Origin of the sequence: Planococcus sp. S3-L1 (assembly GCF_030063085.1) — a bacterium.
GTDB classification, from domain to species: Bacteria; Bacillota; Bacilli; order Bacillales_A; family Planococcaceae; genus Planococcus; species Planococcus kocurii.
Window position 1 is genome coordinate 41522 of the sequence record NZ_JASISN010000007.1, and the last position, 25519, is coordinate 67040.

At 43.9% G+C, this 25519-nt stretch carries 27 protein-coding genes; 10 read left to right on the forward strand and 17 right to left on the reverse strand.

Annotated features, from left to right (window positions below; all coding sequences use genetic code 11):
• Positions 1 to 7 precede the first annotated feature (7 nt).
• From QMF37_RS08880 to QMF37_RS08900, 5 genes are all read right to left on the reverse strand, one after another.
• Positions 8 to 823, reverse strand: a complete 816-nt coding sequence (locus QMF37_RS08880; RefSeq protein WP_071153967.1) for a carbohydrate ABC transporter permease — start codon at positions 821 to 823, stop codon at positions 8 to 10.
• Positions 823 to 1683, reverse strand: coding sequence for a carbohydrate ABC transporter permease (locus QMF37_RS08885; protein WP_071153968.1), 861 nt, complete (start codon positions 1681 to 1683; stop codon positions 823 to 825). The genes QMF37_RS08880 and QMF37_RS08885 overlap by 1 nt, the downstream gene beginning before the upstream one ends.
• Positions 1684 to 2378: 695 nt before the next feature.
• Positions 2379 to 3683 (reverse strand): ABC transporter substrate-binding protein, encoded by a 1305-nt coding sequence (locus QMF37_RS08890; RefSeq protein ID WP_071153969.1) that lies wholly within the window; start codon positions 3681 to 3683, stop codon positions 2379 to 2381.
• 550 nt (positions 3684 to 4233) lie between these two features.
• Positions 4234 to 5109: an ROK family protein gene (locus tag QMF37_RS08895; protein ID WP_283477950.1), complete on the reverse strand. Its 876-nt coding sequence runs from the start codon at positions 5107 to 5109 to the stop codon at positions 4234 to 4236.
• 24 nt (positions 5110 to 5133) lie between these two features.
• Positions 5134 to 6720 (reverse strand): glycoside hydrolase family 13 protein, encoded by a 1587-nt coding sequence (locus QMF37_RS08900; RefSeq protein WP_283477951.1) that lies wholly within the window; start codon positions 6718 to 6720, stop codon positions 5134 to 5136.
• A 154-nt stretch (positions 6721 to 6874) separates the two neighbouring features.
• On the opposite strand from QMF37_RS08900, the gene QMF37_RS08905 reads away from it, so the two are divergent.
• Both QMF37_RS08905 and QMF37_RS08910 read left to right on the forward strand, forming a co-directional pair.
• A complete protein-coding gene (locus QMF37_RS08905; RefSeq protein WP_283477954.1) occupies positions 6875 to 7762 on the forward strand; it encodes a PucR family transcriptional regulator in 888 nt (295 codons plus the stop codon).
• A 107-nt stretch (positions 7763 to 7869) separates the two neighbouring features.
• Positions 7870 to 8967, forward strand: a complete 1098-nt coding sequence (locus QMF37_RS08910; RefSeq protein WP_283477956.1) for an ABC transporter ATP-binding protein — start codon at positions 7870 to 7872, stop codon at positions 8965 to 8967.
• A gap of 121 nt (positions 8968 to 9088) precedes the next feature.
• Here the strand turns inward: QMF37_RS08910 and QMF37_RS08915 are convergent, their stop codons facing one another.
• Positions 9089 to 9730: an alpha/beta family hydrolase gene (locus QMF37_RS08915; protein ID WP_071153973.1), complete on the reverse strand. Its 642-nt coding sequence runs from the start codon at positions 9728 to 9730 to the stop codon at positions 9089 to 9091.
• A gap of 115 nt (positions 9731 to 9845) precedes the next feature.
• Between QMF37_RS08915 and QMF37_RS08920 the strand changes: the two genes are divergently transcribed.
• The gene (locus QMF37_RS08920) at positions 9846 to 10406 is read left to right on the forward strand and encodes a sugar O-acetyltransferase (protein WP_071153974.1); all 561 of its coding nucleotides are present in this window, start codon (positions 9846 to 9848) and stop codon (positions 10404 to 10406) included.
• A gap of 274 nt (positions 10407 to 10680) precedes the next feature.
• Here the strand turns inward: QMF37_RS08920 and QMF37_RS08925 are convergent, their stop codons facing one another.
• Positions 10681 to 11664, reverse strand: coding sequence for an ornithine cyclodeaminase family protein (locus QMF37_RS08925; RefSeq protein ID WP_071153975.1), 984 nt, complete (start codon positions 11662 to 11664; stop codon positions 10681 to 10683).
• Between the two features lie 24 nt (positions 11665 to 11688).
• Positions 11689 to 13002 carry an MFS transporter gene (locus QMF37_RS08930; protein WP_071153976.1) on the reverse strand — a complete coding sequence of 438 codons (1314 nt, stop codon included), beginning with the start codon at positions 13000 to 13002 and terminating at the stop codon, positions 11689 to 11691.
• 158 nt (positions 13003 to 13160) lie between these two features.
• On the opposite strand from QMF37_RS08930, the gene QMF37_RS08935 reads away from it, so the two are divergent.
• Together QMF37_RS08935 and QMF37_RS08940 are read left to right on the forward strand one after the other, a co-directional pair.
• On the forward strand, positions 13161 to 13679 hold the full coding sequence (locus QMF37_RS08935) for a helix-turn-helix domain-containing protein (RefSeq protein ID WP_071153977.1): 519 nt from the start codon (positions 13161 to 13163) through the stop codon (positions 13677 to 13679).
• A gap of 13 nt (positions 13680 to 13692) precedes the next feature.
• Positions 13693 to 14049: a DUF1801 domain-containing protein gene (locus QMF37_RS08940; protein WP_071153978.1), complete on the forward strand. Its 357-nt coding sequence runs from the start codon at positions 13693 to 13695 to the stop codon at positions 14047 to 14049.
• Between the two features lie 66 nt (positions 14050 to 14115).
• On the opposite strand, the gene QMF37_RS08945 is transcribed toward QMF37_RS08940, so the two are convergent.
• The 5 genes from QMF37_RS08945 to QMF37_RS08965 form a co-directional block, all read right to left on the reverse strand.
• Positions 14116 to 14868: a class I SAM-dependent methyltransferase gene (locus QMF37_RS08945; protein ID WP_058386304.1), complete on the reverse strand. Its 753-nt coding sequence runs from the start codon at positions 14866 to 14868 to the stop codon at positions 14116 to 14118.
• An 18-nt stretch (positions 14869 to 14886) separates the two neighbouring features.
• A complete protein-coding gene (locus QMF37_RS08950; RefSeq protein ID WP_058386305.1) occupies positions 14887 to 15171 on the reverse strand; it encodes a DUF5316 domain-containing protein in 285 nt (94 codons plus the stop codon).
• Between the two features lie 300 nt (positions 15172 to 15471).
• Positions 15472 to 16494, reverse strand: a complete 1023-nt coding sequence (locus QMF37_RS08955; RefSeq protein WP_283477963.1) for an ABC transporter permease — start codon at positions 16492 to 16494, stop codon at positions 15472 to 15474.
• Entirely contained in the window at positions 16491 to 17216 is a 726-nt protein-coding gene (locus QMF37_RS08960; protein WP_078080146.1) for an ABC transporter ATP-binding protein, read from the reverse strand. Before QMF37_RS08960 ends, QMF37_RS08955 begins: the two co-directional genes overlap by 4 nt.
• 82 nt (positions 17217 to 17298) lie before the next feature.
• A complete protein-coding gene (locus QMF37_RS08965; RefSeq protein WP_071153980.1) occupies positions 17299 to 17853 on the reverse strand; it encodes a GNAT family N-acetyltransferase in 555 nt (184 codons plus the stop codon).
• Positions 17854 to 18026: 173 nt separating this feature from the next.
• Here QMF37_RS08965 and QMF37_RS08970 point away from each other — a divergent pair, with 173 nt between their 5' ends.
• The 4 genes from QMF37_RS08970 to QMF37_RS08985 all read left to right on the forward strand — a co-directional run bounded on the left by QMF37_RS08970 (position 18027) and on the right by QMF37_RS08985 (position 20564).
• Positions 18027 to 18266, forward strand: coding sequence for a hypothetical protein (locus QMF37_RS08970; RefSeq protein ID WP_071153981.1), 240 nt, complete (start codon positions 18027 to 18029; stop codon positions 18264 to 18266).
• A gap of 31 nt (positions 18267 to 18297) precedes the next feature.
• On the forward strand, positions 18298 to 18552 hold the full coding sequence (locus QMF37_RS08975) for an SHOCT domain-containing protein (protein ID WP_071154006.1): 255 nt from the start codon (positions 18298 to 18300) through the stop codon (positions 18550 to 18552).
• Positions 18553 to 18651: 99 nt separating this feature from the next.
• Complete coding sequence (locus tag QMF37_RS08980; protein WP_283477967.1) at positions 18652 to 18978, forward strand: four-helix bundle copper-binding protein; 327 nt, start codon at positions 18652 to 18654, stop codon at positions 18976 to 18978.
• A 107-nt stretch (positions 18979 to 19085) separates the two neighbouring features.
• On the forward strand, positions 19086 to 20564 hold the full coding sequence (locus tag QMF37_RS08985; protein WP_071153983.1) for a phytoene desaturase family protein: 1479 nt from the start codon (positions 19086 to 19088) through the stop codon (positions 20562 to 20564).
• Positions 20565 to 20598: 34 nt separating this feature from the next.
• On the opposite strand, the gene QMF37_RS08990 is transcribed toward QMF37_RS08985, so the two are convergent.
• From QMF37_RS08990 to QMF37_RS09000, 3 genes are read right to left on the reverse strand one after another with little or no spacing between them, the layout of a single operon-like run.
• The gene (locus tag QMF37_RS08990; RefSeq protein ID WP_177167588.1) at positions 20599 to 21267 is read right to left on the reverse strand and encodes a response regulator transcription factor; all 669 of its coding nucleotides are present in this window, start codon (positions 21265 to 21267) and stop codon (positions 20599 to 20601) included.
• The gene (locus tag QMF37_RS08995; RefSeq protein WP_071153984.1) at positions 21260 to 22648 is read right to left on the reverse strand and encodes a sensor histidine kinase; all 1389 of its coding nucleotides are present in this window, start codon (positions 22646 to 22648) and stop codon (positions 21260 to 21262) included. The genes QMF37_RS08990 and QMF37_RS08995 overlap by 8 nt, the downstream gene beginning before the upstream one ends.
• Positions 22649 to 22682: 34 nt before the next feature.
• Positions 22683 to 23609, reverse strand: coding sequence for a F510_1955 family glycosylhydrolase (locus QMF37_RS09000; protein ID WP_283477970.1), 927 nt, complete (start codon positions 23607 to 23609; stop codon positions 22683 to 22685).
• A gap of 133 nt (positions 23610 to 23742) precedes the next feature.
• Here QMF37_RS09000 and QMF37_RS09005 point away from each other — a divergent pair, with 133 nt between their 5' ends.
• Complete coding sequence (locus QMF37_RS09005; RefSeq protein WP_071153986.1) at positions 23743 to 24348, forward strand: YdhK family protein; 606 nt, start codon at positions 23743 to 23745, stop codon at positions 24346 to 24348.
• Between the two features lie 420 nt (positions 24349 to 24768).
• Here QMF37_RS09005 and QMF37_RS09010 read toward each other — a convergent pair whose 3' ends face one another.
• Positions 24769 to 25503, reverse strand: coding sequence for an SIS domain-containing protein (locus QMF37_RS09010; protein WP_149457074.1), 735 nt, complete (start codon positions 25501 to 25503; stop codon positions 24769 to 24771).
• Positions 25504 to 25519: the final 16 nt, after the last annotated feature.

Consider the following 25519-nt stretch of genomic DNA (forward strand, 5'->3'; position numbering starts at 1 on the left):
CGTCCTCCTATTTTACTGCCCCATCCGATACCCCTTTAATAATTTCGCGTTGTGCGAAGAAATAAAAGATGATGACTGGAACGATCGCGAGTGTTAACCCCGCAAGTGCCAAATGCCACTGCTTCGTGTATTCACCAAAGAAGAAGAACATCTTCAACGGAATCGTTTCACTTCCTGGTGTATTGATCACCAGGGATGGCAATAAATAATCGTTCCAAATCCAAATGATGTTTAAAATGGCTACCGTTACTGTAATTGGTTTTAAGATTGGGAAAATAATATGCCAAAACACTTGCCAGCGGTTGGCTCCATCAATTGTCGCCGCTTCATCCAGTGAACGTGGGATATTGTTTAGCGCACCGTGATACAAGAAAATAGAAAGACTCGCACCAAAGCCAATATACATAAAAATTAAGCCACCCCGGTTTAACAGTTCAAACTTACCGAATACCGTAACGAGCGGAATCATCACCGACTGAAACGGGATGAGCATGGCTGCAACGAAAGTGAAAAACAATACCGTGCTGAGCTTACTTTTCGCGCGCGATAAGGCATATGCCGCCATCGCTGAGAAAACAATGATCAACACAACGCTGACAACTGTAATTAATAGCGAATTAAATAATGTCTGCAAAAAATCCAGTTCTTCAAAAGCCGTAATGTAATTATCAAAGCTCCAATTTTCGGGAGGACTGATAGTGTCCATGAAAATTTCTTTTTTTGATTTGAATGAGTTGACGAACATTAAGTAAAACGGAGCCAACCACAAAAGTGCTAACACCAAGCCAAGAATTTCTAATTTCAAATTCCATTTTTTCTTCATTACATTTCAACCTCCTTGCGTTTGTTCAAATACACTTGGACAAGGGCAATGATTGCGACGATAACGAAGAAAATAACAGCTTTTGCCTGCGCATACGCAAAAGCATTTTGCGTAAACGCTGTTTTGAAAATTTCCATTGCGACCATTTCAGTAGAGTTATAAGGCCCACCAGCGGTTAGTGACAAGTTTTGGTCATACAGCTTGAACGTATTTGAAAGTGTCAGGAACATACTAACAGTAAACGCCGGTGCCACAAGTGGAAAAACCACATAACGGAAACGTTGAAACGAAGAAGCTCCGTCAATTTCAGAGGCTTCTAGCAGCTCTTTTGGCATGCCTTCTAAATAAGCGATATAGATAACCATAATGTATCCAGCCATCTGCCAGCTCATCAAAATAACCAAGCCCCAGAATCCCGTATCCGTTGTAGACAACCAGCCTTGTAAGCTTTCCATCCCAATAATCTCACCAACACTTGCAAACACTTTGATGAAAATAAACTGCCAGATAAATCCTAAGATCAATCCACCTATTAAATTTGGCATGAAGAACGTCGTACGCAGTAATTTGCTTGAGCGAACACGTCCCGTAACGAGCAGTGCTAGTGATAAGCCAATGACGTTAATTAAGATAACCGAAACAATTGAGAATTTTGTTGTAAACCATAACGAATCAAGGAAACGCTGGTCTTTGAACAAATCGATGTAGTTTTGGAAACCGACGAATTCTCCTGTGTCGATGCCGTTCCAGGTGGTGAAGGAGTAATAGACGCCGAGTAGCATTGGAACAATGACAACTAGCGTAAGTGCCAATAAGACAGGGGCTAGAAACAACCAATAAGATAAATCTTTTGTACGCATACAGGCATCATTCCTTTCTTGATTTGGTCGGTTAAGTTTAGATTGGGTTAGCGATAGTCCGCAAAACAGCTACGCTTGCCGCGGGCGTCTCCGCTATTTTGCTGCCTATCTTTTATTTTTCGACTAGCAATACCAACAACTCTCACTTTGTAGCTAGCAAATCTCCTAGCACCGGCGCGTCCACGGGCTAGGCGGAGCAATAAGACGAGTGTTCTTCTCGGCTTATTGTGTGAGCCATGGCCAAAGCGACCGGTGCGGTTTATAAGAGTGAAGCCCTTGTCATTTACCCCAGCAACAAAACAGCTGCTCTCACTTTGTAGCTAGCAAATCTCCTAGCACCGGCGCGTCCACGGGCTAGGCGGAGCAATAAGACGAGTGTTCTTCTCGGCTTATTGTGTGAGCCATGCCCAAAGCGACCGGTGCGGTTTATAAGAGTGAAGCCCTTGTCATTTACCCCAGCAACAAAACAGCTGCTCTCACGTTGTAGCTAGCAAGTCTCTTAGTGCCGGCGCGTCCACGGGCTAGGCGGAGCAATAAGACGAGTGTTCTTCTCGGCTTATTGTGTGAGCCATGCCCAAAGCGACCGGTGCGGTTTACACGAGTGAAGCCTTGTCATTTACTCCAGCAACAAAACAAAGTAGCACAGAGGCTACTTTGTTTAACACGCTCATCGTGAAAATTTACTTGAAATTGTATTACTTAGCTCTATCTGCTTCCCAAGCTTCTTTTGCTGAATCGATCACTTCGTCCCAGCTTGCTTCATCGCTTAGGTATTTCTGGATGTTCGAACCAAGTACATCTTCACCCCATCCAGTTGGATAGCCCATGAAAACCCAGCCGATTGTATTGCCTGACTCAGATGCATCGTAAATGGCTTTCGACATGGGATCAGAGATTTTCGATGTGTCGTAACCTTCGTAAGCCGGGATGAATTTGAAGTCTTCTACCACAGCTGTTTTACCTACATCAGATGTGTACAACCAATCCAAAAATTCTTTTGATTCTTTAACAACTGCTTCGTCCGCTTTTTTGTTTACGCCCCAATACATCGGTACGCCCACGGGTAAGCCTGTGTTTTCTACGCCTTCAACAGGAATTGGCATAAGACCGATGCCGTTGTCTGCAAGTTCTGGATCGATACCTGCGATTGAACCGTACGCCCAGTTTCCTTGTTGAATAATTGCTACACGTTCAAGTGAAAATAATTCTTCGACTTGCTGAGAGTAATCAAGACTAACAGTTGGTTGTTTCGAGTATTCATTTTGCAAATCAACGATTTTCTTAAAACCGTCAGCGTATTTAAAATCGACTGTTTTCGCATCAAATGCTGTTAATACGTTGTTGTCGAACTCTGGAGCAAGAAAGGTGTTTGACAAGTGAAGTCCTGTTACCCACGTTTCTTTTCCTGGGAAAGCGAAGACTGATTCAAGACCAAGCTCGTCTTTTTTCGAATCCAATGTTTTCACAGCTTCTTCGAGTGATGCAAAATCCGTGATGGATGCCGGATCGATTCCTGCTTCTTCAAATAGACGCGTATTGTAGATAAAGCCGTAACCTTCTTGGTTATAAGGAAGTCCAAGCACTTCAGATTCTACGGTTACACCGTCAAGCGTGCCGTCAAGTGCCGCTCCTGCAGCTGCTGTGTCCGTTAAGTCTGATAGATTGTCTTTCCAGTCCGCTACGTCTTGAGGTCCACCGATGTTAAAGATTGCTGGTTCGTTACCAGATGCAAAGCGTGAACGAAGTGCTGCGCCGTAATCTTCTCCGCCACCAACCGTTGTAATTTCAATGTTCACGTTCGGGTTTTCTTTTTCGTAAAGTGCCACTACGTCTTCAAACTGGTCTTTGAATTCCACTTTGAATTGGAAAATGTCTACCGTTACTTCTTCACCTTCTGCGCTCGATCCGTCCTTTTCCCCGTCGCTACTACATCCTGCCAACACTGCAGCTGACAACATCAATGATGCTACAAGTCCTTTGCTAAACCTTACTTCCTTCATCAGTAAATCCCCCTTTGAGTTGTTGTGAAATCGTTTGCACAAACGAACAAATAAAAAGCGGAAACGGACTGGAGAGTGTTCCCGAAAATTAATTATCTGTATCATAACACCATGAAAACGTTTGCACAAGATGGAATTTTTAAAAAATTCTTTTTTTAACTAATGGTAGCTCGAACGAATGATTCTATTTGTTGATCTTCGGCAAAACAGCTGTACTTTCGGGTCCACAGGGTGTGGTCATGCAACTGACGCGTAAGAAACTCTCAGCGCCAGTTGCCAAGGGCTTGCGCAGAATGAACTTGAGATAGACGCACAAGTTTGTTCTGCACTTCCCCCTCGGAGTCTCCTTTTCCCCATATTTTCTAGGTAATAACAGCAAACTAGACACTCCCTTCTTACGCAACCAGTTGCTTAGCGCCGGCACGTCCACGGTCTGGGCAACTAAAGTGGTTTAAAAAAGTCGGTTTCTTCATTCCACTTATATAGTTTCAAATTGGGAGTAAATAAAAAAATAAGAGCAGCTCGCTTAGCCACTCCTATTCAAACTCATTTATTCAGTTTCCAATACCAATAATGCAGCTCCTAAAATACCCGCGTCGTTTTCGAAACGTGCTACTTCAATGTCCAGCGGATTTAGTAGCATCGGTTGGAGTTGCTGCTGCAGCGACTCCATCCAAAGATCTGCTGCTTCTGAAACACCCCCGCCAATAATGACCATTTCCATATCGAACGCTGCCTGCAAACTGCTAATAACAAGCGCTAAATCGCCGGTGAATTCTTCCACGACTTTCTTAGCTTTTGGATCGCTCTGTGCATGTTCAAAAAGCTCAGGGGGCGTGATTGTGAGGCCTGCCGTTTCGATTCGATTGCGCAGCGCTGTTCCGGACACGTACATTTCGCTACAGCCTAACCGACCGCAAGCACATTTTATGCCATTTGGATAAAGAATCATATGGCCAAATTCTGCCGCACCGCCATAAGGACCACCGCTCAACAACTTGCCGTCCCATAAAACACCGCCACCAAGACCGGTACCAAGTGTTAAAACGACCACACGACTAAGTCCTTGCGCCGCACCAAACTTTGCTTCCGCAAGTGCGACCACATTGGCATCATTTTCTACTTCAACACGTTTACCCGTCGCTTTTTCCAGCCATTCTTTAACCGGCGTGTTCGACCAGCCTGGCAAAGTTTCTGCAGAATAGATGACTTTTCCTTGCTTTGGATCGACAAAACCGTGCGTGCCGACTCCAATTGCGCTGACATCAGGTTGATCAGCTAAAATGCGCAAAATGTTCTCCTCAAGATATGGATAAAGTGGAATCTGTGTCGGAATTTTCTCTTCGTATAAAATCTGACCGCTAGCATTAATGATACCTAGGTGGATTTTTGTGCCGCCAATGTCGACTCCTAATACATTTTCCATAGTGCCTCCTCGTAGTGTTCGTTTTTATTGTTTATAATAAACGATTGCTTCGTAAGGTTGAAGCCATCCTTTACTGTCATTCGGTGCGTAATTGCCAATCAGTATTTTTCCTTCTGGCAGTGTCACAGATTTCGGTTGGCTGGAAAAATTGCAGTACACCGTTAGTTTTTCATCGTTCCATGTGCGTGTATAGGCGAATACATCTGGATCCTCCCGGTGGAGTAATTCAAAATCGCCATGTGTAATGATGTCCATGTTCTTACGCAAACCAATTAGTTTTTTATAGTATTGGTAAATCGAATCTGAGTCTTTATGCTGCAAGGCATTGATGTCCTTGTAGTTCGGATTGACTTTTAACCACGGTGTGCCCGTTGTAAAGCCACCGTTCGGTTCGGTGGACCATTGCATCGGCGTACGCGCGTTGTCACGACCTTTCGCATAAATTTTCGTCATGATGTCGTCGTGCGAAACGCCCGCTTCTCGTTTTTCTTGATACATGTTCACCGTCTCAATGTCTTGATAATCCTCAATCAAATCAAAACGTACATTGGTCATGCCGAGTTCCTCGCCTTGGTAAATATAAGGCGTGCCTTGCATAAAATGCAGACACGTAGCGAGCATTTTCGCGGACTCGACGCGCCAATCCTGATCATCTCCAAACCGCGATACAATACGTGGCTGATCGTGGTTGTTCCAGTATAGGCTATTCCAACCTTCGTTGTGTAAACCGTGTTGCCATTTTTCCAGATTCTCTTTTAAATCGATCAAATCGAGCGGCTTTAAATCCCATTTCTCCCCCGATGCTTGGTCGAGGTCCATATGCTCGAATGTGAAAATCATATTGAGTTCTTGATTTTGTGCGGCGGTATAGTCACGCGCCTCTTTTGGCGTTGTGCCTGGCGATTCTCCGACTGTAACAATATTGTATTGAGACAGCACGTGCTTGTTCATTTCTTTTAGGTAAGTATGGACGTTTGGTCCGTTCATAAATTGACTACTGCCATCGCCATTTGGTGCGTCTTTCATATCCGGATTTTTTGAAATCATGTTAATAACGTCCATTCGGAAACCATCTACACCTTTATCTAACCACCAACGCATCATTTCGTAAACAGCGTTTCGCAGTTCTGGATTTTCCCAGTTCAGGTCTGGCTGCTTTTTGGAAAACAAGTGCAAGTAGTACTGATTGCGTTCTTTTTGATACTGCCACGTCGATCCACCAAAAAACGAGCGCCAATTGGTTGGCTGATCGCGCCATATGTAAAAATTGGGATGGTCTTTAAACCACGCATGCTCATCAGACGTATGATTGACAACGAGATCCATAACCAATTTCATGTCACGTGCGTGTACTTTTTCAAGTAGCTCATCAAAATCTGCCATCGTGCCGAACTCGTTCATGATTTTATAATAATCACGAATGTCATAGCCGTTATCGTCGTTCGGTGAATCATACACAGGCGATAGCCAAAGAATATCTACACCGAGTTCATGCAAGTAATCGAGTTTTTGGATAATGCCCCGAATATCCCCGATGCCATCGCCGTTTGAATCCATAAAACTTCGCGGATAAATTTGATACACAGTCGATTTTTTCCACCAGTCGGCCATAAAATCCCCTCTTTCTTGATAAAGTGAATACTATTCAACCATCATACATGAATCCGCTGTTTTGCCAACTACTTAATTTAACCTATGATTTTATTGTATAATGAATAAGTTATCTAACTCTTCAAAATGTTAAAATTGCGAAAAGAGGTATTCAATGATCAATCAATTAAAAAAACTCTACCCTTCGCTTCAACTACTCGACCAAAACACGCTCGCTTCAGATTCAGCCTATACATGGTTTTCATGTCCCGATGGCGTGACTATCGGCATTCACGAAAGGGAACTTGCTCCAAGAGATTTGTCTTTACTCGCGACATTTTTGACGCCTTATAATCCAAAATTTCCGATGCTGACCGACGAAGAAAAAAAGTGGTCGGCTGCGGTTGATCCTGCGCTTTCCGATGACAGGATGTTTCCATTAAATTCTTCCTATCGCTTTGTTCATTTTTCTATTCAAGAAAAACAAATTAGTCCTGCAGCGTTTAAACAAGCGGTTCAAGATTTTTATGCGCAGCACGTGCCGATTTTGTGGCAAAACGACCATCAAGGTGTTTTAGTCGAATACGTAACAAAAGAAGACGGACCGATTTCTTACGATGAAATTATCGATGTGTTGATGAGTGATTTGTATATCAACATCCATTTTTTTGTTGGGCCACTTCGTGCAAGTTTGCACGGAGCTGTCACTCATTACCGCGCAATGGTGGATGGTGCTAAAATCGTTAGCCTGTATTCGAAAAAAACCGTTATCAGTTATACCGATGCGATTCCGTATTTATTGCTCGATCAAACACCAGAACCACTCCGAAATGAAATAAAACAATCCGTTTTGCAAGTTTATCAAGGTGATGAAGAAACGATGAAAATGATTGAAGTATTTGTGCGAAATAACTTAAATATTTCAGAAACGGCTAAAGCCTTACATATGCATCGCAACAGTTTGCAATATCGTTTCGATCGTTTTTATGAAAACACCGGCATTGACGTGCGTAAATTCCATGAGGCCATGGCAGTATATCTAGCGATTTTGATCCAAAAGTAAATGTGCACAAAAAATGATTTGATTTTTTAGGCAATTTTGATATTTATTCAAAATCGTCTTTCGGTTAAGCTGTTACCAATGACAAAGAGATTATTGGGGGAAACCAAATGACGGGCTTAACATTAGTTAATATCAAAAAAGAATACGAAAAAGGTGTAGTTTCGGTACAAGACTTTAACTTAGAAATTCGCGATAAAGAGTTTTTAGTACTAGTTGGACCTTCCGGTTGCGGAAAATCCACAACACTTCGTATGATCGCAGGGCTTGAGGATATTACAGATGGTGATTTGTTTATCGGCGACAAACGCGTAAACGACGTGTCACCAAAAGATCGTGACATCGCGATGGTTTTCCAAAACTACGCATTGTACCCGCATATGACCGTCTATGAAAACATGGCGTTTAGTTTGAAACTGCGCAAAATGAAAAAAGACGAAATCAAAGCACGCGTTGCCAATGCTTCCAAAATCTTAGGGCTGGATGATTACTTAAACCGTAAACCAAAAGCGCTATCGGGTGGACAACGTCAGCGTGTCGCTCTAGGACGTGCCATCGTTCGTGACGCGAAAGTTTTCTTGATGGATGAGCCTTTATCAAATTTAGATGCGAAATTACGTGTGCAAATGCGCGCAGAAATCCAAAAATTGCACCGTCGCTTGCAGACGACGACTGTTTATGTAACGCACGATCAAACAGAAGCGATGACGATGGCGACACGTTTAGTCGTTATGAAAGACGGCTTTATTCAGCAAGTGGGTACGCCAAAAGAAGTTTATGATTTGCCGGACAATATGTTCGTCGGTGGATTTATCGGCTCGCCGTCTATGAACTTCTTGCACGGCAAATTAGTGGGCAGCCATTTCGTCATGGGCGACATTCACATTCTCATCCCTGACGGCAAACTGGCTGCCTTGAAAGACGGTGGCTATGACAACAAAGACCTCGTTCTTGGCATACGTCCTGAAGATATTCACGACGAGCCGCTCTTTTTAGAGCACTCACCTCATACCAAACTGACAGCGTACATTGACGTTGCAGAATTGATGGGCGCAGAAATTATCCTTTACTCGAAAGTCGATAACCAAGATTTTGTTGCACGTGTCGATTCACGTTTTAATGTTGAAGCAGAATCGACGATCGACATGGCCTTCGATATGAATAAAGCGCACTTTTTCGATAGCGAATCAGAATTACGTATACGTTAATAAAAGCTGCTGAGAAATCCTCAGCAGCTTTTTCTTTTTACTGAATAAGTGATAAAGAGCACGCTGCACCCCTACCAAAACCCCATCAAAAAAAGCTGCCTACATAAACGGCAGCTCTACATTAAAAGTTTTTGATTCCAGCGATGATTTGTTTTAAGGCATCAATGGATTTAAGTGGGTCGGTTTCACAATCCAACCGGTGATTGATGTCTGGTAAGAGCGTCGACTCTAAATTCGCGTTTGCTTTTAGCAACTCAAATGCACCCGGTGAGTAATAACGGTCTTTGTCGCCGATATAGCATAGCGCAGCATTTTTGCTGTTGACCATCGTGTTCAAAACTTGTTCTTGGTTTAGTAACGGCGTAACCCATACAGCTTTGGCTTCACTGAATTCAGGACGCAGCATTTCAGTTGCCATCGCAATCGTACCAAGTGATTTTCCGACCAAGTAAAAGTCCTGATAGTTTCTGCCTTTGAGCACTTGACTAATCACTAAACGAACGTCATGAACGATCGCTTCGCTCAATTCTTTCATCGTGAATTCATCGTATGCTTTGTCTGTGTATTGATAATTGATACGCAGCACATCATAGTTTTCATTCAAGAAAATTTCTTCTGCGAAATGGAAAAGCGGACTTTTTGTCGTATATCCCGCACCTGGTAAAAAAATAGCTAATTTTTTTGTGTAATCCTCCGTTAGCATGACCGTGTAAGGAACCTCGATTCCTTTGTAGCCTATGACTTTGTTGTTGATTGCTTTCATAAATTCCACTCCTGTCTCTCTCTATTATAAAGAATATTCTATAAGTTTACTAAATATTTTCCAAATTAGCTATGATACAATCGATTTACCAAGATTCTTTAGAGGAGGTTAACAAATGAAGAGCGAAAAAGACAAAATGTTAGCTGGCGAAATGTACGATCCGCAAGATGCTGAACTGCGCCAGAACCGCATGAATGCTCGTAGACTTAGTCGATTGTTTAACGAAACGACAGAAATGGACGGTCAAGACCGGACCGCCTTATTGAAAAAGCTATTTGGTTCAACGGGTGACAACATCCATATTGAACCGAACATTCGCTGTGATTATGGATTCAATATGCACGTTGGTACTAATTTCTATGCTAATTTCGACTGTGTGTTTCTGGATGTTTGCGAAATTCGGATTGGCAATAACTGTATGATTGCACCGGGTGTTCATATTTACACAGCGACTCACCCACTTGAAGCAGCTTCTCGAACTTCTGGTGAAGAATTCGGCAAACCGGTTACCATTGGCCATAATGTCTGGATCGGTGGTCGCGCCATCATCAATCCGGGCATCACAATCGGCGACAATGCCATCATCGCGTCCGGCGCCGTCGTCACTCATGATGTGCCTGCCAATTCAGTCGTTGGTGGTAACCCTGCTAGAGTCATCAAGCAGATTGAGGAATAAAGAGCAATGCGCTTCAGCGTGTTGCTTTTTCACTTTCGATCACTAGACAATTAACATTAAGAAGAGAGAATTCTTTTCTAGGATTTTCTCAAGACGCTGGGAGTTCATGTGAAGCTGGCTATCTTGAATCTCCCGATATAGACTCTACTAGTCCTTGTATAAACCTCGATAGTCTCTGACAAAACTCCAAAACTTTAGGTAACGCGACACATTGCTTCACACCCAATAAAAAACCCCACAAGCGACAACTTGCCACTTGTGGGACTCTTTTTATTTACAATTCGACTTCCATACCTGTTCCGTTTTCTTTGATTTTGCTGTAAACACCTTTGGCAACAGCTAGATCAAAATACGCGGCACCGACACACTTGAAGAACGTGATTTCTGATTCTGCTTCCCGTCCTGCCGCTTCTCCGACAACCACTTGCCCTAGTTCCGCATGAAGTTGGTCGAATGACCACGCGCCTGTTTCAACGGTGTGAATTAGTTCGCCAGCTTCGTCTTTAACGCCTGGCAAGTCGTCAGCGACAATTTTATCAGCGCGCAAAATCGTCGTTTCATCGACTTCGCGCATGCTTGGCAAATACGAACCGACGCCGTTAATGTGCGTACCTGGTTTTAAATCAGCGCCGTCAAACACCGGATCGGTTGAACGCGTTGCGCAGCAAATGATATCAGCTTGCTGAACTGCTGATGACACATTCGTTTCGACCGTATACGGAATATCAATACCGAATGCCGCAAGCCGTTCACCAAAACGCTGTGCTTTTTCTGGTGTGCGGTTTACTAAAATAATTTTTTCAATGGGTCTCACTGCTACTACGCCAAGTACTTGCTCGAACGCCATGCCGCCTGTACCGATTACGGTCAGTACGTGGCTTTCTTGTCGCGCCAGCAGATCCGTCGCAATGCCACTGAGTGCACCTGTGCGCAACCGCGTTAAATACGAAGCCGTCATCATCGCCACATGCTCGCCATTATCGCCGTCTGACAACAAAATAACACCTTGTGTCGTCGGCTTTCCTTGCGCTGGGTTTTCCGGGAATATCGTCACCACTTTCACACTTGAAACTTTATTGACCATGTCCGCACTTGGCATATACAACGCGGACGCTTGTCGTTCTGGAAATCCAAGAACGGTGCGATGTGGGTTATTGATCTGGCCTCGTTCTTTTGCTTGAAGCATGGCCGTTACGTCACGGATCGCCTCACACATTCCGTATTGTTGCTGAATCTGCTGTTCGTTGATGATAAGCATGAAGTCCCTCCTAAAAATATGCGCCTAAGCGCGACTTTCCTTTGCTACTAACGCTGCTGCTTTTGCTTGATTTTGTGTACCGCTTAAATCTTTTACTGCCCAAATGGACAACAATGAAATGACTGCTGTTAACATGATGTAAAGTGCAACCGGTACGTATGAGTTATCAAATGTTGCGAGCAAGAAAGTTGCGACTAAAGGCGCTGTTCCTCCTGCTAATGCTGCACCAATTTGGTAACCTAATGTAACGCCTGTATAACGTACTTTCGCATCGAAAATCTCAGAGAACATAGTGCCAAGAACCGCTGTGATTGGCGCCCAAATAACACCGAGCCCGATGATTGTTGCGATAATCAATAAAATAACAGAGCCTTGCTGCAACATCCAGAAGTAGGGAAAAGCGAACAAGCCCATCGCTACTGCCCCCGTCACATACATTTTCTTACGTCCAACACGGTCAGATAACGCTCCCATAATCGGGATTAAAATCGTTGTGATAACCGTTGCAATCATAACTGCTGCGAGTGTAGCAGTTCTTGAAAACTCAAGATTTGTGGTTGCGTAAGATACGACGAACGTTCCGAAAATGTAAAAGGGTGCTGTTTCCACAACTTTTGCTCCAATGGCGATCAATACTTCGCGCCAGTGGTATTTCAACGTCTCAACAATCGGCAATTTCGGAATTTCTCCCGATGCTTGAACTGCTTTAAATTCTGGCGTTTCGTCGATTCCTTTACGAATCCACAAGCCAAACACTACAAGAAATGCACTTAAAATGAACGGTACGCGCCAGCCCCAACTCATAAACGCCGCTTCTGGCAATAACGTCATAATATACAAAGCCAACGTTCCCATCATCATTCCGATGGTTACGCCCATTTGCGGGATACTGCCAAAAAATCCGCGCTTTTCAGGTGGTGCATATTCGGTTGCCAGTAATAATGCTCCGCCCCATTCGCCGCCGATGCCAAGTCCTTGAATCAATCGTAATGTGATTAACAAAATCGGTGCTGCCACGCCAATTGCTTGATAGGTTGGCAATAAGCCCATGGCGAATGTCGCAAAGCCCATCATACTTAATGTGATGACCAATGTTTTTTTGCGGCCAATGCGGTCACCAATATGACTAAAGATGATGCCGCCAAATGGACGAATAAAAAATGATAATGCGAACGATGCATATGCGAGCATAAGTCCAACAGTTGGGTCTTCATTGACGAAAAAGATTTGATTGAAAACCAATGCTGCCATCGTGCCGTATAAAAAATAATCAAACCATTCAATCGAACTGCCGACAAGACTTGCGGTTAATACTTTGCGTGTTTGCTTTTTATCCATCTTATTTCCCCCTCGAAATAAATTGAAGTGACACTTTAACTACCCTTTCCAACAGTTTAGTCAGTTAGCAATATTCTGTCAATGCCCTATATAAATTTTATTTTCATTCGATGTACGTTATGATGAGAACAGAACATTTAGTAAAGTGAGGTTTCTACATGTCACATGGAACAATTGGGGTTACCTTAAAAAATCTTCGCAAAGAGCGAAACATGACGTTGAAAGAGCTAGCGGAGCAAACCGATGTCTCCATTAGTTTCTTGTCGCAAGTCGAGCGTGGAAAATCGAGTGTGACACTGGAATCTTTGCGGAAAATAGCAGACGCTTTAAATGTCGATCCCAGTCTTTTTTTCGCAAATGAAACCGAAAAAACTGGTTGGGCGACGCGTCTTGAAGGATTTCATTACCAAGATTTGTCACACGGTGTTCAAGCAACGAATTTAGTACCGATGCTCGTGACGATGAAGCCAGCTGAATCAGAAGGCAATCCATTTGCCCATAGCGGCTATGAGTTTTTGTTTGTCGTGGAAGGCGTGCTGACCGTCGAAGTGGACGACGCACGCACCGAGTTAACTGAGCATCAATCGATCTTGTTTGATGCGCGTAAAAAGCATTACTGGTTCAACTTAACAGATCGAGATGTGCGATTTTTACTAGTATCATCCAAAACGAATTAAGGAGAATCCGTCTATGCATCCAATCAAAGATCCGCAAGTAGATGAATTTATCGACAGACTGGAAAATCCAGAACAAAAAATCGTCTCAGAGCTTCGCACATTGGTGTTCGAAGCCTACCCAGAAATGGACGAAGGCTTTAAATGGTCTAATCCCAGTTACGCGAAAGAAGGCCTCGTCTGCTATATGCAAACTGCCAAAGGCCATGTTAATTTCGGATTTTACCGCGGTGCCGAGCTTCGTGACGAATCCAATTTATTGCAAGGTGACGGCAATAAAATGCGCCATGTACGACTAAACCGAACCGATGACATTCGAGCTGATGAGTTGAAGCTGCTGATTTGGGATGCAGTAGAGTTAAATAGGAGATGACAAAAGCGCAAAAATCATTGGGCTTATCCATTAAAAAACCGAGACAGAACTTCTGCCTCGGTTTTCTTATTTCGTCGCTTCAAAAGTGATGATAGCGTCTGCATTTTTTGGGTAGTTGCCAAACTGATAGTCTGTTGTAATTGTAACGTCAGTAAAACCAATCGCTTCGAGAATCGCTGTGAATTCTTCAACCCCGTACCAACGCATAGGATAGCGTTCGAGCTCCGTTTCAACCAACCGTCCCTCATGCCAGCGTTCATAGCGTCCTTGCGAGACGAAATGTTGTTGAATCCAGTCTACTTCGACCTTCTTACTTTCTACTGTCAACGTGTCGCCATTAGTAGCTTGCCACTTACGTGTGGAAGTTTTCTCGAGTTCAATGCCCGATGGCACATGTAGATCGACAATCAACCTGCCCCCTGTTTCTAAATGGCTGTAAAAATTCTGCAAAGCTTGCAGCGATTTTTCACGTTCATAGAGCAATAAGAACGTCCCTGTCGGTATAACAATTGCCGCATATTTTGCATCAATTGAAAACGACTCCATTTTTGCATTGAACAACTCCGGCGATAATCCACGTTCTTTGCAATTGGCACGACACACTTGCAGCATTTCTTCAGACACGTCAAAACCATCAACCTGAAATCCATTTTCCAATAACGGCACAAGCATGCGGCCTGTACCAACTGCCGGTTCTAGTATGCGGCCTTTACATGAAGCGAGCCGCTCTAAGTAATACTCAATGTCTCCAAACGAACTGCCGATTGGCTTATCGAGATCGTAAACTTCCGCTGACAAACTGCTGTAATACCCTAACACCGCTTCACCCCATCTGCATTATGAAATCATGATTAAGTTCACGATAACTGCAACCATATTCGGCACAGCAATCATAACTGCATTTTTCATTTTCGTTACGCGCTGTTGTTTTTCTCGACGTTTTTCAGAACTTGTTGTTCTTGTTGATTTATTTTTGCCAGCTCCTAGCGCCAAGACGCCCCAAATCAACGCAATGCCGGCAGCGATGCCGCTAATAATCGAAACTAGTGACCAATCCATCGTTGCATAAGCAACCAGCACGCCAACCAAGGCAATGACTGTTCCAATTAAAAAGTATTTCATTATGTTCTCTCCTTCAGATGCTGTGTTTGACTTACACTCACCTACACATTGATTTTATCAAATGTCACACGATAGAGGTAGTCGGAGCGCGGAAAATTTGTTTTCAGTCTGTGAGTTTGCTGGCGCATGAGTTGCGACATGCGCGTTCTGATTCTTTACACGTACTTTTGAACCTGCTAGACGTATTTTTCTACTTTCTACACGCATCACGATTTCTACATGAACTTTTGTGCTTGTTACATGAGCCAGCTGTTTCTACACAAAAGTTCTGTCCACGAAAACAGACAGCTCTTGTTGATTTTATAATTTTCGGTAACGCTTTAAAGCAAAAATGTTCAGGAAGATGAAAACTACCGCAAAGACAGCGAGCGCCAGCAGGTTACTAGCCACATCAGCCAATCCTTCACCTCTGTACATAATGGCTTTTAACGCATCAGCCGCGTAATACAAAGGCATGATGCGACTGAGATTTTGCAGCCAATCAGCCATTCCTTCCAGTGGAATAATACCCGCAAAGAAGATTTGTGGAATGACGACAATCGGAATAAACTGAACCATTTGAAATTCCGACGACGCGAAAGTCGACAGCAAAATGCCGAGCGTCAGCGCCACTAAAGCGAGTAGCAAGTTAACAACAATCACGTGCCACACCTGACCGACCATGACCATATCCAATACTTGTATAGAGTAAAACACCACAATGATCGTCTGGATTACAGCAAAAACACCAAAGCCTGTTAAGTACGCCAGAACAATTTCCCAGCGGCGAATCGGTGTCGCCAGTAACCGTTCCAAAGTTCCCGATACTCGTTCTTTCAACAAACCGATCCCAGAAATCAAAAAGACGAAAAAGAAAACGAAAAAGCCAACAAGTATTGGACCCAGTACATCAAAAAACGCCGTTTCCGCGTTTCCATAAATATATTCTGTGGCAATACGAGTAGGAGCACTGTTTCCAGCTTGCATCGATGCCACTTGCGTAATCCGCATTAGCAGTGTCCGAGACGTAGTTGGATCATTATTTTCTAGAACTACCTGAAAATGGCCTTCTGTTATTTTTAGCAGTCCAGCTAATTCATCGGTAATAATGGTTTGATTGTCAGCAGTGTCGTAAGAAATCGCCTCAATCGACACCTCTTCCATTGCTGCAATCAAAGATTCATTTCCTCCGACAACAGCAAGTTTCGGATTTTGAGAGTCTCCGTTAAAGAAAAAATACATCAAGGTCAGAACAAGTAGAGGCGCAAAAAATAACAACGCCATTGTTCTTTTATCACGTAGCAGCTGCAACATAATCCGTTTGATCAATGCCAAAGTTCTCATCGTGCAGCCCTCCCTGCTCGCAAAAAGACCTCTTCTAAATTTGCCGCACCATAAGCCTCTTTCAATTCGCCCGGTGTTCCACTGACCAGAATTCCGCCTTCACGAACCATCGCAATACGGTCGCATTTTTCTGCTTCGTCCATGACATGCGTCGTCACGATGATGGTCTTGCCTTGCTCGCTTTTCAATAACATCAATTCGCGCCAAATCGATAAGCGAAGTTCCGGATCGATGCCGACGGTTGGCTCATCTAAAATCAAAATTTGCGGATCGTGAACCAAGGCAATTGCCAAAGACAATCGCCGCTTCATGCCACCTGAATAAGCCGACACCTTCTTACTCAATTCGTCAGTCAGTTGAACTAAATCTGCTGCATAAGCAATTCGTTCTTTCAATACTGCTTTTTTCATGGCGTACATCGAAGCGAAAAAAACCAAATTTTCTTTGCCTGTCAACTCTGGATATAAGGCATCCGATTGTGCCATATATCCAATGTTCTCGAGCAAGGTCAAATTGGGTATCTGTTTTCCGAGTACTTCTACTGTTCCACTGCTAGCCGATTCGATCCCAACAATCAGCTTGACCAAAGTCGTTTTACCTGACCCGGATGGTCCAATCAAACCAAAAATTTCACCACGTGCAACTGTTAAATCTACGTTTTTTAATACCGTCGTCTTTTTGTACATTTTGCTGAGCTTGCTGATGGAGATACTCGTGTCCATGGACATTTCCTCCAATCGATTAAAAGCTTCATGTTACTTTGTATTGTACGCTCATTTCATAAAAAACAAAGTAGCATTTCTGCTACTTTGTTGAAGTTCCGTTATGCGCGTCTGAAAGCATGCCATATACGACGTGGTCGACATAATGATCGTATAACCATTCGGCTTGGCGAATGGTACCTTCTTGTGTATAACCCAGTCGTTCCGGAATGCTGCGGCTCTTATGGTTTTCAGCAGCTACGCGAATTTCGACTTTGTTGAGCTTGAGTTCGGTCAGTGCATAGTCAGTTAATGCTTTAGCGACACGCGTCATGATGCCGTTGCCTTGATATTCTTGTCCGAGCCAGTAGCCAATATAAGCGGTTTTATTGACATGATTGATGTTGTTGAAGCCGCCAATGCCGACGATTTCCCCTTTGTAAATAATGACGGCCCCCAGACTTTTTCCTTCAACAAAATTACGGCTGCCGGATTTAATGAAGTCTTTCGTGTCTTGCAACTCGGTTGTAAAATCGAGCCAAGGTAGCCATTCTCTTAAATAATCTCTTGATGCATCAGTCAATGCAAAAATCCGTTCTGCATCCCGTAGTTCTTGAAGCTTCAGTGATAGTTCTTCATCGATTTTGTGGACAAACATGGACATCCCTCCTTTTTCTCTATCGTCATATCGTAACATAATTATCAGAATTTTCCATCCAAAATATTTTACTTTAATGATTTTTCAAATGCGCTAATACTTGTTGGCCGAAACGTGTAAAATGAACATTATACTAAATGCGTAGATTGATTTCGAGGAGGAGCGTGAAAAGCATGGAAGCTGATGTGAATTCCGTAAATCTCGTAATTCCGCTATACCTGTGGATGCTGCTATTCTTAGTGTTTTTGGTGATGGCGTTTATTGGGCTAATTGTTTACACGAGCCGTAAAATTCTGCCTCTGCACAGTAAACAAGTAAAACTTTTGGAACAACAGTATGAAAATGGAGACATGAATGAAGAAGAATTTCAGCACCGCATCAAGCAGTTGAAAAACCGCTCGACTGGACGCTAGAAAGTTCACTATGGAAGGGATGTTGAAGACAATGGGAGAATTTTTTACAGCTGGTAATCCAGTACTTGGTATTAGCATTGCTGTTGGATTTGTGGTTTTGTTAACTGCAATTGGAACAGCGCTTTGGTTTGCGCTAATCAAAGCACGCACAAAAGCAGCTAGTACCGAACCAAATGAAACAACTAAAGCAACTGACTTGTTGCGACAGAGCTATGTTAACGGTGACATAACGAAAGAGCAATACGATGAGCAATTGCGGAACTTGCAAAATCCAACCAAGAACTGAATGTGCAGTTTTTGTGGAGTTTCTCTCTTTCTGTTTAATTGACAATTAAAAGGGAAAGTGAGTAAGAGAAACAACAAACTGAAACTGGAGGTTTTATTGATGGCACATGAACAACATGCAGAACTGATCCAGACCTTGCACGATTGCGCAGCGGCGTGCAACCATTGTTTTGATGCGTGCTTACAAGAAGATGACGTGAAAATGATGGCGGGATGTATTCGTCTAGACCGAGAATGTGCGGATATGTGTGCATATCTAGAGCATGCGATTACCCGCAATTCGCCATTTGTGGCAGAACTTGCACAAGCATGCGCAGTAATTTGTGAAGCATGCGCAGCAGAATGTTCAAAACACGAACATGATCACTGCCAGAAATGTGCAGAAGTCTGTGCAAAATGCGCAGAAGTCTGTAAAAATGTAGCCTAATTTCTTCATTTAAAGCCCGGTGGCTAGTATGATTTCTAGCCACCGGGCTTTTGTGTTGGCAGGAATGATTATCTTTCGCCATAATGAAGAAAAAGGAGTGGATCTGAATGGCACGAACGGTATTAGTAGTAGGAGCTGGTATTGGCGGATTAACGGCTGGTTCGTTACTCGCAAAAGCAGGTTGGCCGGTAACGCTGTTGGAAGCTTCTTCTGAACTTGGCGGCTGCGCTAGCAAATTCAAACGCAATCACTATTTATTCCCTGTCGGTGCAACGCTCGGCATGGGGCTTGAATCCGGTGGTATCCACGACCGTGTTTTTCGCTACCTCGGCAAACCGCTGACGATTGAGCCGCTGGAACGCGTGATGGAAATGGTCCATCCCGAAGCGACTTTTGTTTTTCATAAAGATCGCGTGCGCCACGTCGATGAAGTCACAGCACACTTTCCTCAACATAACGACCAAATCCACGCATTCTACAAAGAAATTTTTCATACTGCGACCATCGTTCGTACCTTGATGGACCCGCTCCCAGTATTGCCTCCCACAACAGTTAAAGAATGGGCGTTTTTGACAACATCTATGCGTCCAAAACACCTGAAGCTATTGCCTTTTTTCAATCAAACCTTGGATCAGCGGCTAAAAAAACATGGACTTGCTGACTTAAAAGAATTTCGCCAAATGCTTGATGGGTTGTTGATTGATAGCATGCAAACCGGTAGTGAAAATGTGGCGTATTTATTGGCTGCGGTGGCACTCGATATTTATCACGAAGGTGCATACTACGTTCCTGGTGGCTTGTATCGTTTTGCTGAAATAATGGGCGACAGCCTGAAAGACAACGGCGGTGTACTCAAAAAACGCCGTACCCTTGAAAAGTTGGAACAACAAGGCGAACAATGGATTGCGACTGATCATCGTGGCAATGTCTACGAAGCAACCGACGTTATCCTCAATGTGCCGATTCAGCAATTGCCCCAAATTTTGGCACCCGAGTTGGTAGCCAAATTGAAATTTCCGCTACGCGATGGCATTGCGGGTGAAACGTGGACGACGATGACGCTGTATTTAGCAATCGATTCGACAAAACTTCAAGAGGCCTTACCACCGTTCCGTCAAATTTCTACGGGGGATGGGCTTGACGCAGGTGGTCATTTTTTCATGTCTTCTTCTGTTCCCGGTGACGAATTACGTGCGCCCGAAGGCTTTCAGACCGTGACGATTTCTACACATTCGCGCATTGAGGACTGGAACACACAAGAAAAATACGAGTCGAGTCGAACGGTTTTGACAGAGCGTATGCTCCAAGCCATTGAGAAGCTTATTCCAGAATTTCGTGCTTCTATTGTTCATATGGAAAGTGGCGCACCAAAAGCCTGGGAACGGTTTGCAGGTCGGACCAATGGGTTAGTCGGGGGATTTCCTCAAACTTTGGATGCAGCTTTGTTTCATTCGATTTCGCATCGTTCTGGATTGCCGAACCTGTATGTCTGCGGCGATCACATTTTTCCAGGTGGCGGAACAATCGGCGCAGCAGCTAGCGGCATTCACGCTGCACGCTCGGTTTCTGGCAAACGCTTGCTATAAAAAAAATGCCTGCAGAAAACTCTGCAGGCATTTTCTAATTGATCCATTTATAACCGATTCCCCACACCGTCTGGAAGTGTTCGTCCACAGGAAAGCCAGCTTGGCGCACTTTTTCACGGACATTGCGAACATGTGAATCGACCGTCCGTCCTTCTGTTTCTGAGTCGAAGCCCCAAACCAATTCCAAAAGACGGTCACGTTCGAATACTTTGTTTGGATTTTTCATTAACAGTCCCAGCATTGAAAACTCTTTCGGCGTCAGACGGATCAGTTGGTGATTATAGCTCAACTCGAAACGATCTTCTTCCCATACCAATCCTTTTAACTCGATTCGTTTTGCAGGAATCGTTCGGCGTAGTAAAGCTTCCATACGTGCTAGCAATTCTTCTTCACCGAAAGGTTTGGTCATGTAATCGTCCGCACCAAGGCGCAGTCCTTTCACAATATCTTCTTGTTGTTCGCGCGCTGTCAGCATAATGATTGGTACATTAGAAAATTCACGAATATTTCGACAGACTTCAAAGCCATCCATATCAGGCATCATGATGTCTAACAGTACCAAATCGAACACCTCGCTTTCCAGTAAATCCAGCGCCTGCTTGCCGCTATCCGCTTTTGAGCAAATATAATCATGTGGCTTCAAGTAAAGCGCCACTAAATCAAGCATCCGTTTTTCATCGTCTATTAACAATACTTTATGAATGGTCCACACCCCTTTTCAATTGGACAGTGACAGCTGTACCTTCTCCAAATTGACTGTCCATCCAAATTTGTCCACCGTGCGATTCCACAATTTCTTTGGCAATTGCTAGTCCAAGTCCCGATCCGCCACGTTCACGCGATCTCGATTTTTCCACACGGTATAACCGATCAAAAACAAACGGTAATTCTTCTTCAGGTATTCCCTGACCTTCATCGGTAATGCAAATGGTGATATCCCCTGCTTCTTGCCTGCATTCTATTGTTACGCGTCCTCCGGCGAAAGAATGTTTGCGAGCATTGTCTAAAATGTTCAACAGTACTTGTTGAATGCGTTCCGGGTCAATTGATGCCGGAACATCTTCCTCGCAGTTGACTGACAGTTCGATTTCTTGGTCATCAAATGCAGGCTTGACCAACACTGCGATCGAGGTCAATAATTCCACAATGGAAACGTCTTGTTTTTGAATCGTGAATTGATTGCGGTCGAGCTTCGCCAGTTCAAACAAATTTCCGACCAACACGGTCAAATGAGCCGCTTCTTCACGGATGATGCCCATGTATTCCTCACGTTCACGTTCTGTCGTGTCTGACCGGTCCAGAATATCAGCATACCCTTTAATATAAGTCAGTGGCGTTCGCAGTTCATGTGAAATACTCGATAGGAATTCATTGCGGGCATTTTTCAATCGATCAAGATCGGTCGATAATTTGGTGATGGCATTTGCTAATTCGCCAAGCTCATCGTTTCGATCACTCGTCAAATCCACTTGATTGTCTCCTTGACTCAATTGCTCAGTCGCTTCTTTCATGCGGATTAGCGGCAGTGTAATGATCCGCGACAACAGCAAAATTGTAACGATCGTTAAGAAAACTGTAATAATCCCGACTAATAAAAATTGGTTTTTCAAATGATCGACAATGCGCTTGATATCTTTAGTAGGTGCGAACATAAAGACATGGCCCACATGCTCGTCGTGAATCGTAATTGGACTGTCTGTTGCGATATAGCGCTTTTTTTGCCAATTTTTTTCAACTATTTTACCGTAAATTGGCATTTCCGCAAAATCAGTATGTTTTAATACTGTCAACATCTCTGGTTCTAAGGCATCCGAATTGATTAAAATCTCGCCCTCTCCGTCGGTAATGACCGCAATAAAGTCAGTTGCTGCTTCCATCATGCCTACGTGTTCTAGCGTCATTTCTTCAAAACTGTCTTCTAATACTTCACTATGTGTGTCACCACGCGCTAATAGATTTTCCATCACTTCTTCAACGCGTTCATCAACTAACGTAAAATACAGCGTTGAAAACAAAAATGCTTCAATAATTAAAATAAAAACAAAAAACAATAACCCAATTTTCAACGATAATTTATTGAACATAGCAACCTCCATCGTTATGAAGCATCTCTCTTCATTACTCCACTTGTCCAGCTTTCAGAATTTGCTGCCACTTATCATTTTCAAAAACAAAGGCGTGGCCAGCTGCTGTATAAATGACCCGTTCTTTTGCGTCAGACGGATTTTGCGCGATGTACAAAACTCCGTCTTCTGGCAGGTCAGGCAACTCGAGCATCTGCTGCTCACCATTTCCCCAAGTATACTGGATGAGCTCTGCTTGTGTACTGAAAGTTGCAAAATACAAAGTGTCTTCACTGAAAAACACAGCAGTTCCGGTGAGGCCCTCTTCTGTCAACAATGTGAAGGTGTCCCCGCCATCTTCCGATAAGAAAATTCCTGCCGTCGTCGCTGCAGCAATCAATTGAGAATCGCTTGGGTGCATGGCAAAAGAAGAAATGTCCCCTTGTAACCCAGATCCATCGACTTGGCTCCAATCTTTCCCTTTATCTTCGCTGCGGAAATACCCAGGTCCCATCATTGAATTTTGCTGTGGATTCATCACAAACATGTGATGACTTTGGTAACCAACTGCCATGCCATGAAAATCGGTTTCACCTTCAAAACCCATATGATTTAACGAGCGACCCCCGTCATCGCTGCGCTGGATGCCCATCGGATTTTGCATCATTGAACCGGATCCTGGGTGTCCTGATGTATAAAAGCCATCATCCACCGCATTAAATCCCATGTAATCATGCGTATTATCACTCGTCTCAAACCACTCCCCATCACGGTAAATTTTCAAGCCTTCGTGTGATGCAAAATACAAGCCGTCTTCATTTTCAATATAATTCATCCCATGAACATGATCCATCTGGTCGTTGAATGCTACTTCAAATTCCTCTGTATTTTTGTCGACTTTGGCAGTAGACGTCTCCGTTTCTCCACAACCCGCAAGCAACAAACTTGTCAGTAAAAAAAGCCATACCCCATTCTTATTCATTACACTCAACCTTTCATCGCTTGATTTTTTTTATTATAGAGGAAAAGTTTTGAGTTTCGGTGCAGATTCTGCACAGTATTTGCATAATTTCTGGGTAAAGTAAAATAATTCATACAATGAAAGAGGGATTTAGATGATGAAAAACAAGTTTTTGTTAGTAACCATGTCAACTTTAACGGCCATTACGTTAGCAGCTTGTGGTGATACAGAAGAAACTGAAATGAATCCAGCCGACCCTGATAATCAAAACGAGATGAATGAAGAAATGGATAAAGATACAGAAGAAGATATGGGTCATGGAGACATGAGTCATTCGAGTTCTGGCGAAGTGCCCGAAGGACTGATGGAATCTGCCAATCCCACATTCGAAGTTGGCAGCCAAGCTAGCATAAGTGCTGACCACATGGCGGGCATGGATGGTGCTGAGGCGACCATCGTCGGCGCTTACGACACGACGGTTTATGCGTTGAGTTTTACACCTACTACTGGTGGTGAGCCTATTGAAAATCACAAATGGGTCATTCACGAAGAGTTAAAAGATGTGGGCGACACGCCACTAGCAGCGGGTGACAAAGCTGTTATTGCCGCGGATCACATGGCAGGCATGGATGGTGCCGAAGCGACAATCGACTCTGCCGAAGAAACCACCGTTTACATGGTCGACTTTACGACTACCGATAGTGGCGAGAAAGTGACCAATCATAAATGGGTAACCCAAAGCGAATTATCCGCTAAATAAATCAAAAATCCCCTGCTTTTTGCGTAGGGGATTTTTTAATGCGCTTGGTTGTGCGCTGACGTTTGGTTACGCTCGCTCAGTGCGAAATATGCACGGTTCCACACCGCTTACGCACGCTCAACGCGAAATATGCACGTTCCACATTGCTTACGCACGCTCAGCGCGAAATATGCACGTTCCACATAACTTACGCTCGCTCAGCGCGAAATATGCACGGTTCCACAACACTTACGCACGCTCAGCGCGAAATATGCACGTTCCACAACACTTATGCACGCTCAACGCGAAATATGCACGTTCCACAACACTTACGCGCGCTCAGCGCGAAATATGCACGTTCCACAACACTTACGCTCGTTCAAAAAAAGCACCATTACACAAAAAAGCACGGCAGGAAAATCCTGCCGTGCGCTCAGACCTTCAGGACAGCAGCGAAATACGCTCACTATACGTCTCGATCAATTTGCTATTATGCTCGTCTGCTCCGTCGATATTGCCACTTAAGAAGATAGGTGGGGCAAAGCCTGCGTCCGCCATTTCTTTAATGGCTTCGGCGAAAATGGCATTCAGGATAGTTGCTCCGACGACAGTGGACGTAGGGCCAAATGGAATTTCAACGCCTTCGTACGCTAAGACCGCATCACCCAAAACCGAATGATTATCAATCACCAGATCCACCGTATTAAACAGGTGTTTGCCTGTTTCGTGCCGTGAAGACTGGCTTCTGGAATATTCGAGTGAAGTGAGGCCAACAACAAACGCGCCTTTTTCTCGAGCAGCTAATGCTACGTCTATTGGCACAGGGTTACGCCCTGAAGTCGAAATAACAAAGACGATGTCACCTGGACGAAAGTCCTGATCTTGCAAGAAGCTTGCTGCGTAATCATGTTGACGTTCCAGTAGGGAAGATTGAACCGCCCCTTCGTGAAGCATGAGCGGCTCGACGAAAATCGGTTTGATTGGCACGAGTCCTCCTGCACGATAGAACACTTCTTCCGTTAAAACATGCGAATGACCGCAACCGAACAAATGAATGATGCCCCCAGCTTGAATCGCGGTCGCTACTTTTTTGGCAGCCGCTAGCATTGCTGGTTTTTCATTTTTTTCCACAGTCTCGAGACGTTCTTGTACTTGCTTGAAATAACGAGTCAACATAGTAATTTACCTCCAG

What these genes read in the sequence shown, in the direction of transcription:
- QMF37_RS08880 (WP_071153967.1), bottom strand. Translation starts at nt 823, where the DNA reads ATGAAGAAAAAATGGAATTTGAAATTAGAAATTCTTGGCTTGGTGTTA.
- QMF37_RS08885 (WP_071153968.1), bottom strand. Translation starts at nt 1,683, where the DNA reads ATGCGTACAAAAGATTTATCTTATTGGTTGTTTCTAGCCCCTGTCTTA.
- QMF37_RS08890 (WP_071153969.1), bottom strand. Translation starts at nt 3,683, where the DNA reads ATGAAGGAAGTAAGGTTTAGCAAAGGACTTGTAGCATCATTGATGTTG.
- QMF37_RS08895 (WP_283477950.1), bottom strand. Translation starts at nt 5,109, where the DNA reads ATGGAAAATGTATTAGGAGTCGACATTGGCGGCACAAAAATCCACCTA.
- QMF37_RS08900 (WP_283477951.1), bottom strand. Translation starts at nt 6,720, where the DNA reads ATGGCCGACTGGTGGAAAAAATCGACTGTGTATCAAATTTATCCGCGA.
- QMF37_RS08905 (WP_283477954.1), top strand. Translation starts at nt 6,875, where the DNA reads ATGATCAATCAATTAAAAAAACTCTACCCTTCGCTTCAACTACTCGAC.
- QMF37_RS08910 (WP_283477956.1), top strand. Translation starts at nt 7,870, where the DNA reads ATGACGGGCTTAACATTAGTTAATATCAAAAAAGAATACGAAAAAGGT.
- QMF37_RS08915 (WP_071153973.1), bottom strand. Translation starts at nt 9,730, where the DNA reads ATGAAAGCAATCAACAACAAAGTCATAGGCTACAAAGGAATCGAGGTT.
- QMF37_RS08920 (WP_071153974.1), top strand. Translation starts at nt 9,846, where the DNA reads ATGAAGAGCGAAAAAGACAAAATGTTAGCTGGCGAAATGTACGATCCG.
- QMF37_RS08925 (WP_071153975.1), bottom strand. Translation starts at nt 11,664, where the DNA reads ATGCTTATCATCAACGAACAGCAGATTCAGCAACAATACGGAATGTGT.
- QMF37_RS08930 (WP_071153976.1), bottom strand. Translation starts at nt 13,002, where the DNA reads ATGGATAAAAAGCAAACACGCAAAGTATTAACCGCAAGTCTTGTCGGC.
- QMF37_RS08935 (WP_071153977.1), top strand. Translation starts at nt 13,161, where the DNA reads ATGTCACATGGAACAATTGGGGTTACCTTAAAAAATCTTCGCAAAGAG.
- QMF37_RS08940 (WP_071153978.1), top strand. Translation starts at nt 13,693, where the DNA reads ATGCATCCAATCAAAGATCCGCAAGTAGATGAATTTATCGACAGACTG.
- QMF37_RS08950 (WP_058386305.1), bottom strand. Translation starts at nt 15,171, where the DNA reads ATGAAATACTTTTTAATTGGAACAGTCATTGCCTTGGTTGGCGTGCTG.
- QMF37_RS08955 (WP_283477963.1), bottom strand. Translation starts at nt 16,494, where the DNA reads ATGAGAACTTTGGCATTGATCAAACGGATTATGTTGCAGCTGCTACGT.
- QMF37_RS08960 (WP_078080146.1), bottom strand. Translation starts at nt 17,216, where the DNA reads ATGGACACGAGTATCTCCATCAGCAAGCTCAGCAAAATGTACAAAAAG.
- QMF37_RS08965 (WP_071153980.1), bottom strand. Translation starts at nt 17,853, where the DNA reads ATGTTTGTCCACAAAATCGATGAAGAACTATCACTGAAGCTTCAAGAA.
- QMF37_RS08970 (WP_071153981.1), top strand. Translation starts at nt 18,027, where the DNA reads ATGGAAGCTGATGTGAATTCCGTAAATCTCGTAATTCCGCTATACCTG.
- QMF37_RS08975 (WP_071154006.1), top strand. Translation starts at nt 18,298, where the DNA reads ATGGGAGAATTTTTTACAGCTGGTAATCCAGTACTTGGTATTAGCATT.
- QMF37_RS08980 (WP_283477967.1), top strand. Translation starts at nt 18,652, where the DNA reads ATGGCACATGAACAACATGCAGAACTGATCCAGACCTTGCACGATTGC.
- QMF37_RS08985 (WP_071153983.1), top strand. Translation starts at nt 19,086, where the DNA reads ATGGCACGAACGGTATTAGTAGTAGGAGCTGGTATTGGCGGATTAACG.
- QMF37_RS08995 (WP_071153984.1), bottom strand. Translation starts at nt 22,648, where the DNA reads ATGTTCAATAAATTATCGTTGAAAATTGGGTTATTGTTTTTTGTTTTT.
- QMF37_RS09000 (WP_283477970.1), bottom strand. Translation starts at nt 23,609, where the DNA reads ATGAATAAGAATGGGGTATGGCTTTTTTTACTGACAAGTTTGTTGCTT.
- QMF37_RS09005 (WP_071153986.1), top strand. Translation starts at nt 23,743, where the DNA reads ATGATGAAAAACAAGTTTTTGTTAGTAACCATGTCAACTTTAACGGCC.
- QMF37_RS09010 (WP_149457074.1), bottom strand. Translation starts at nt 25,503, where the DNA reads ATGTTGACTCGTTATTTCAAGCAAGTACAAGAACGTCTCGAGACTGTG.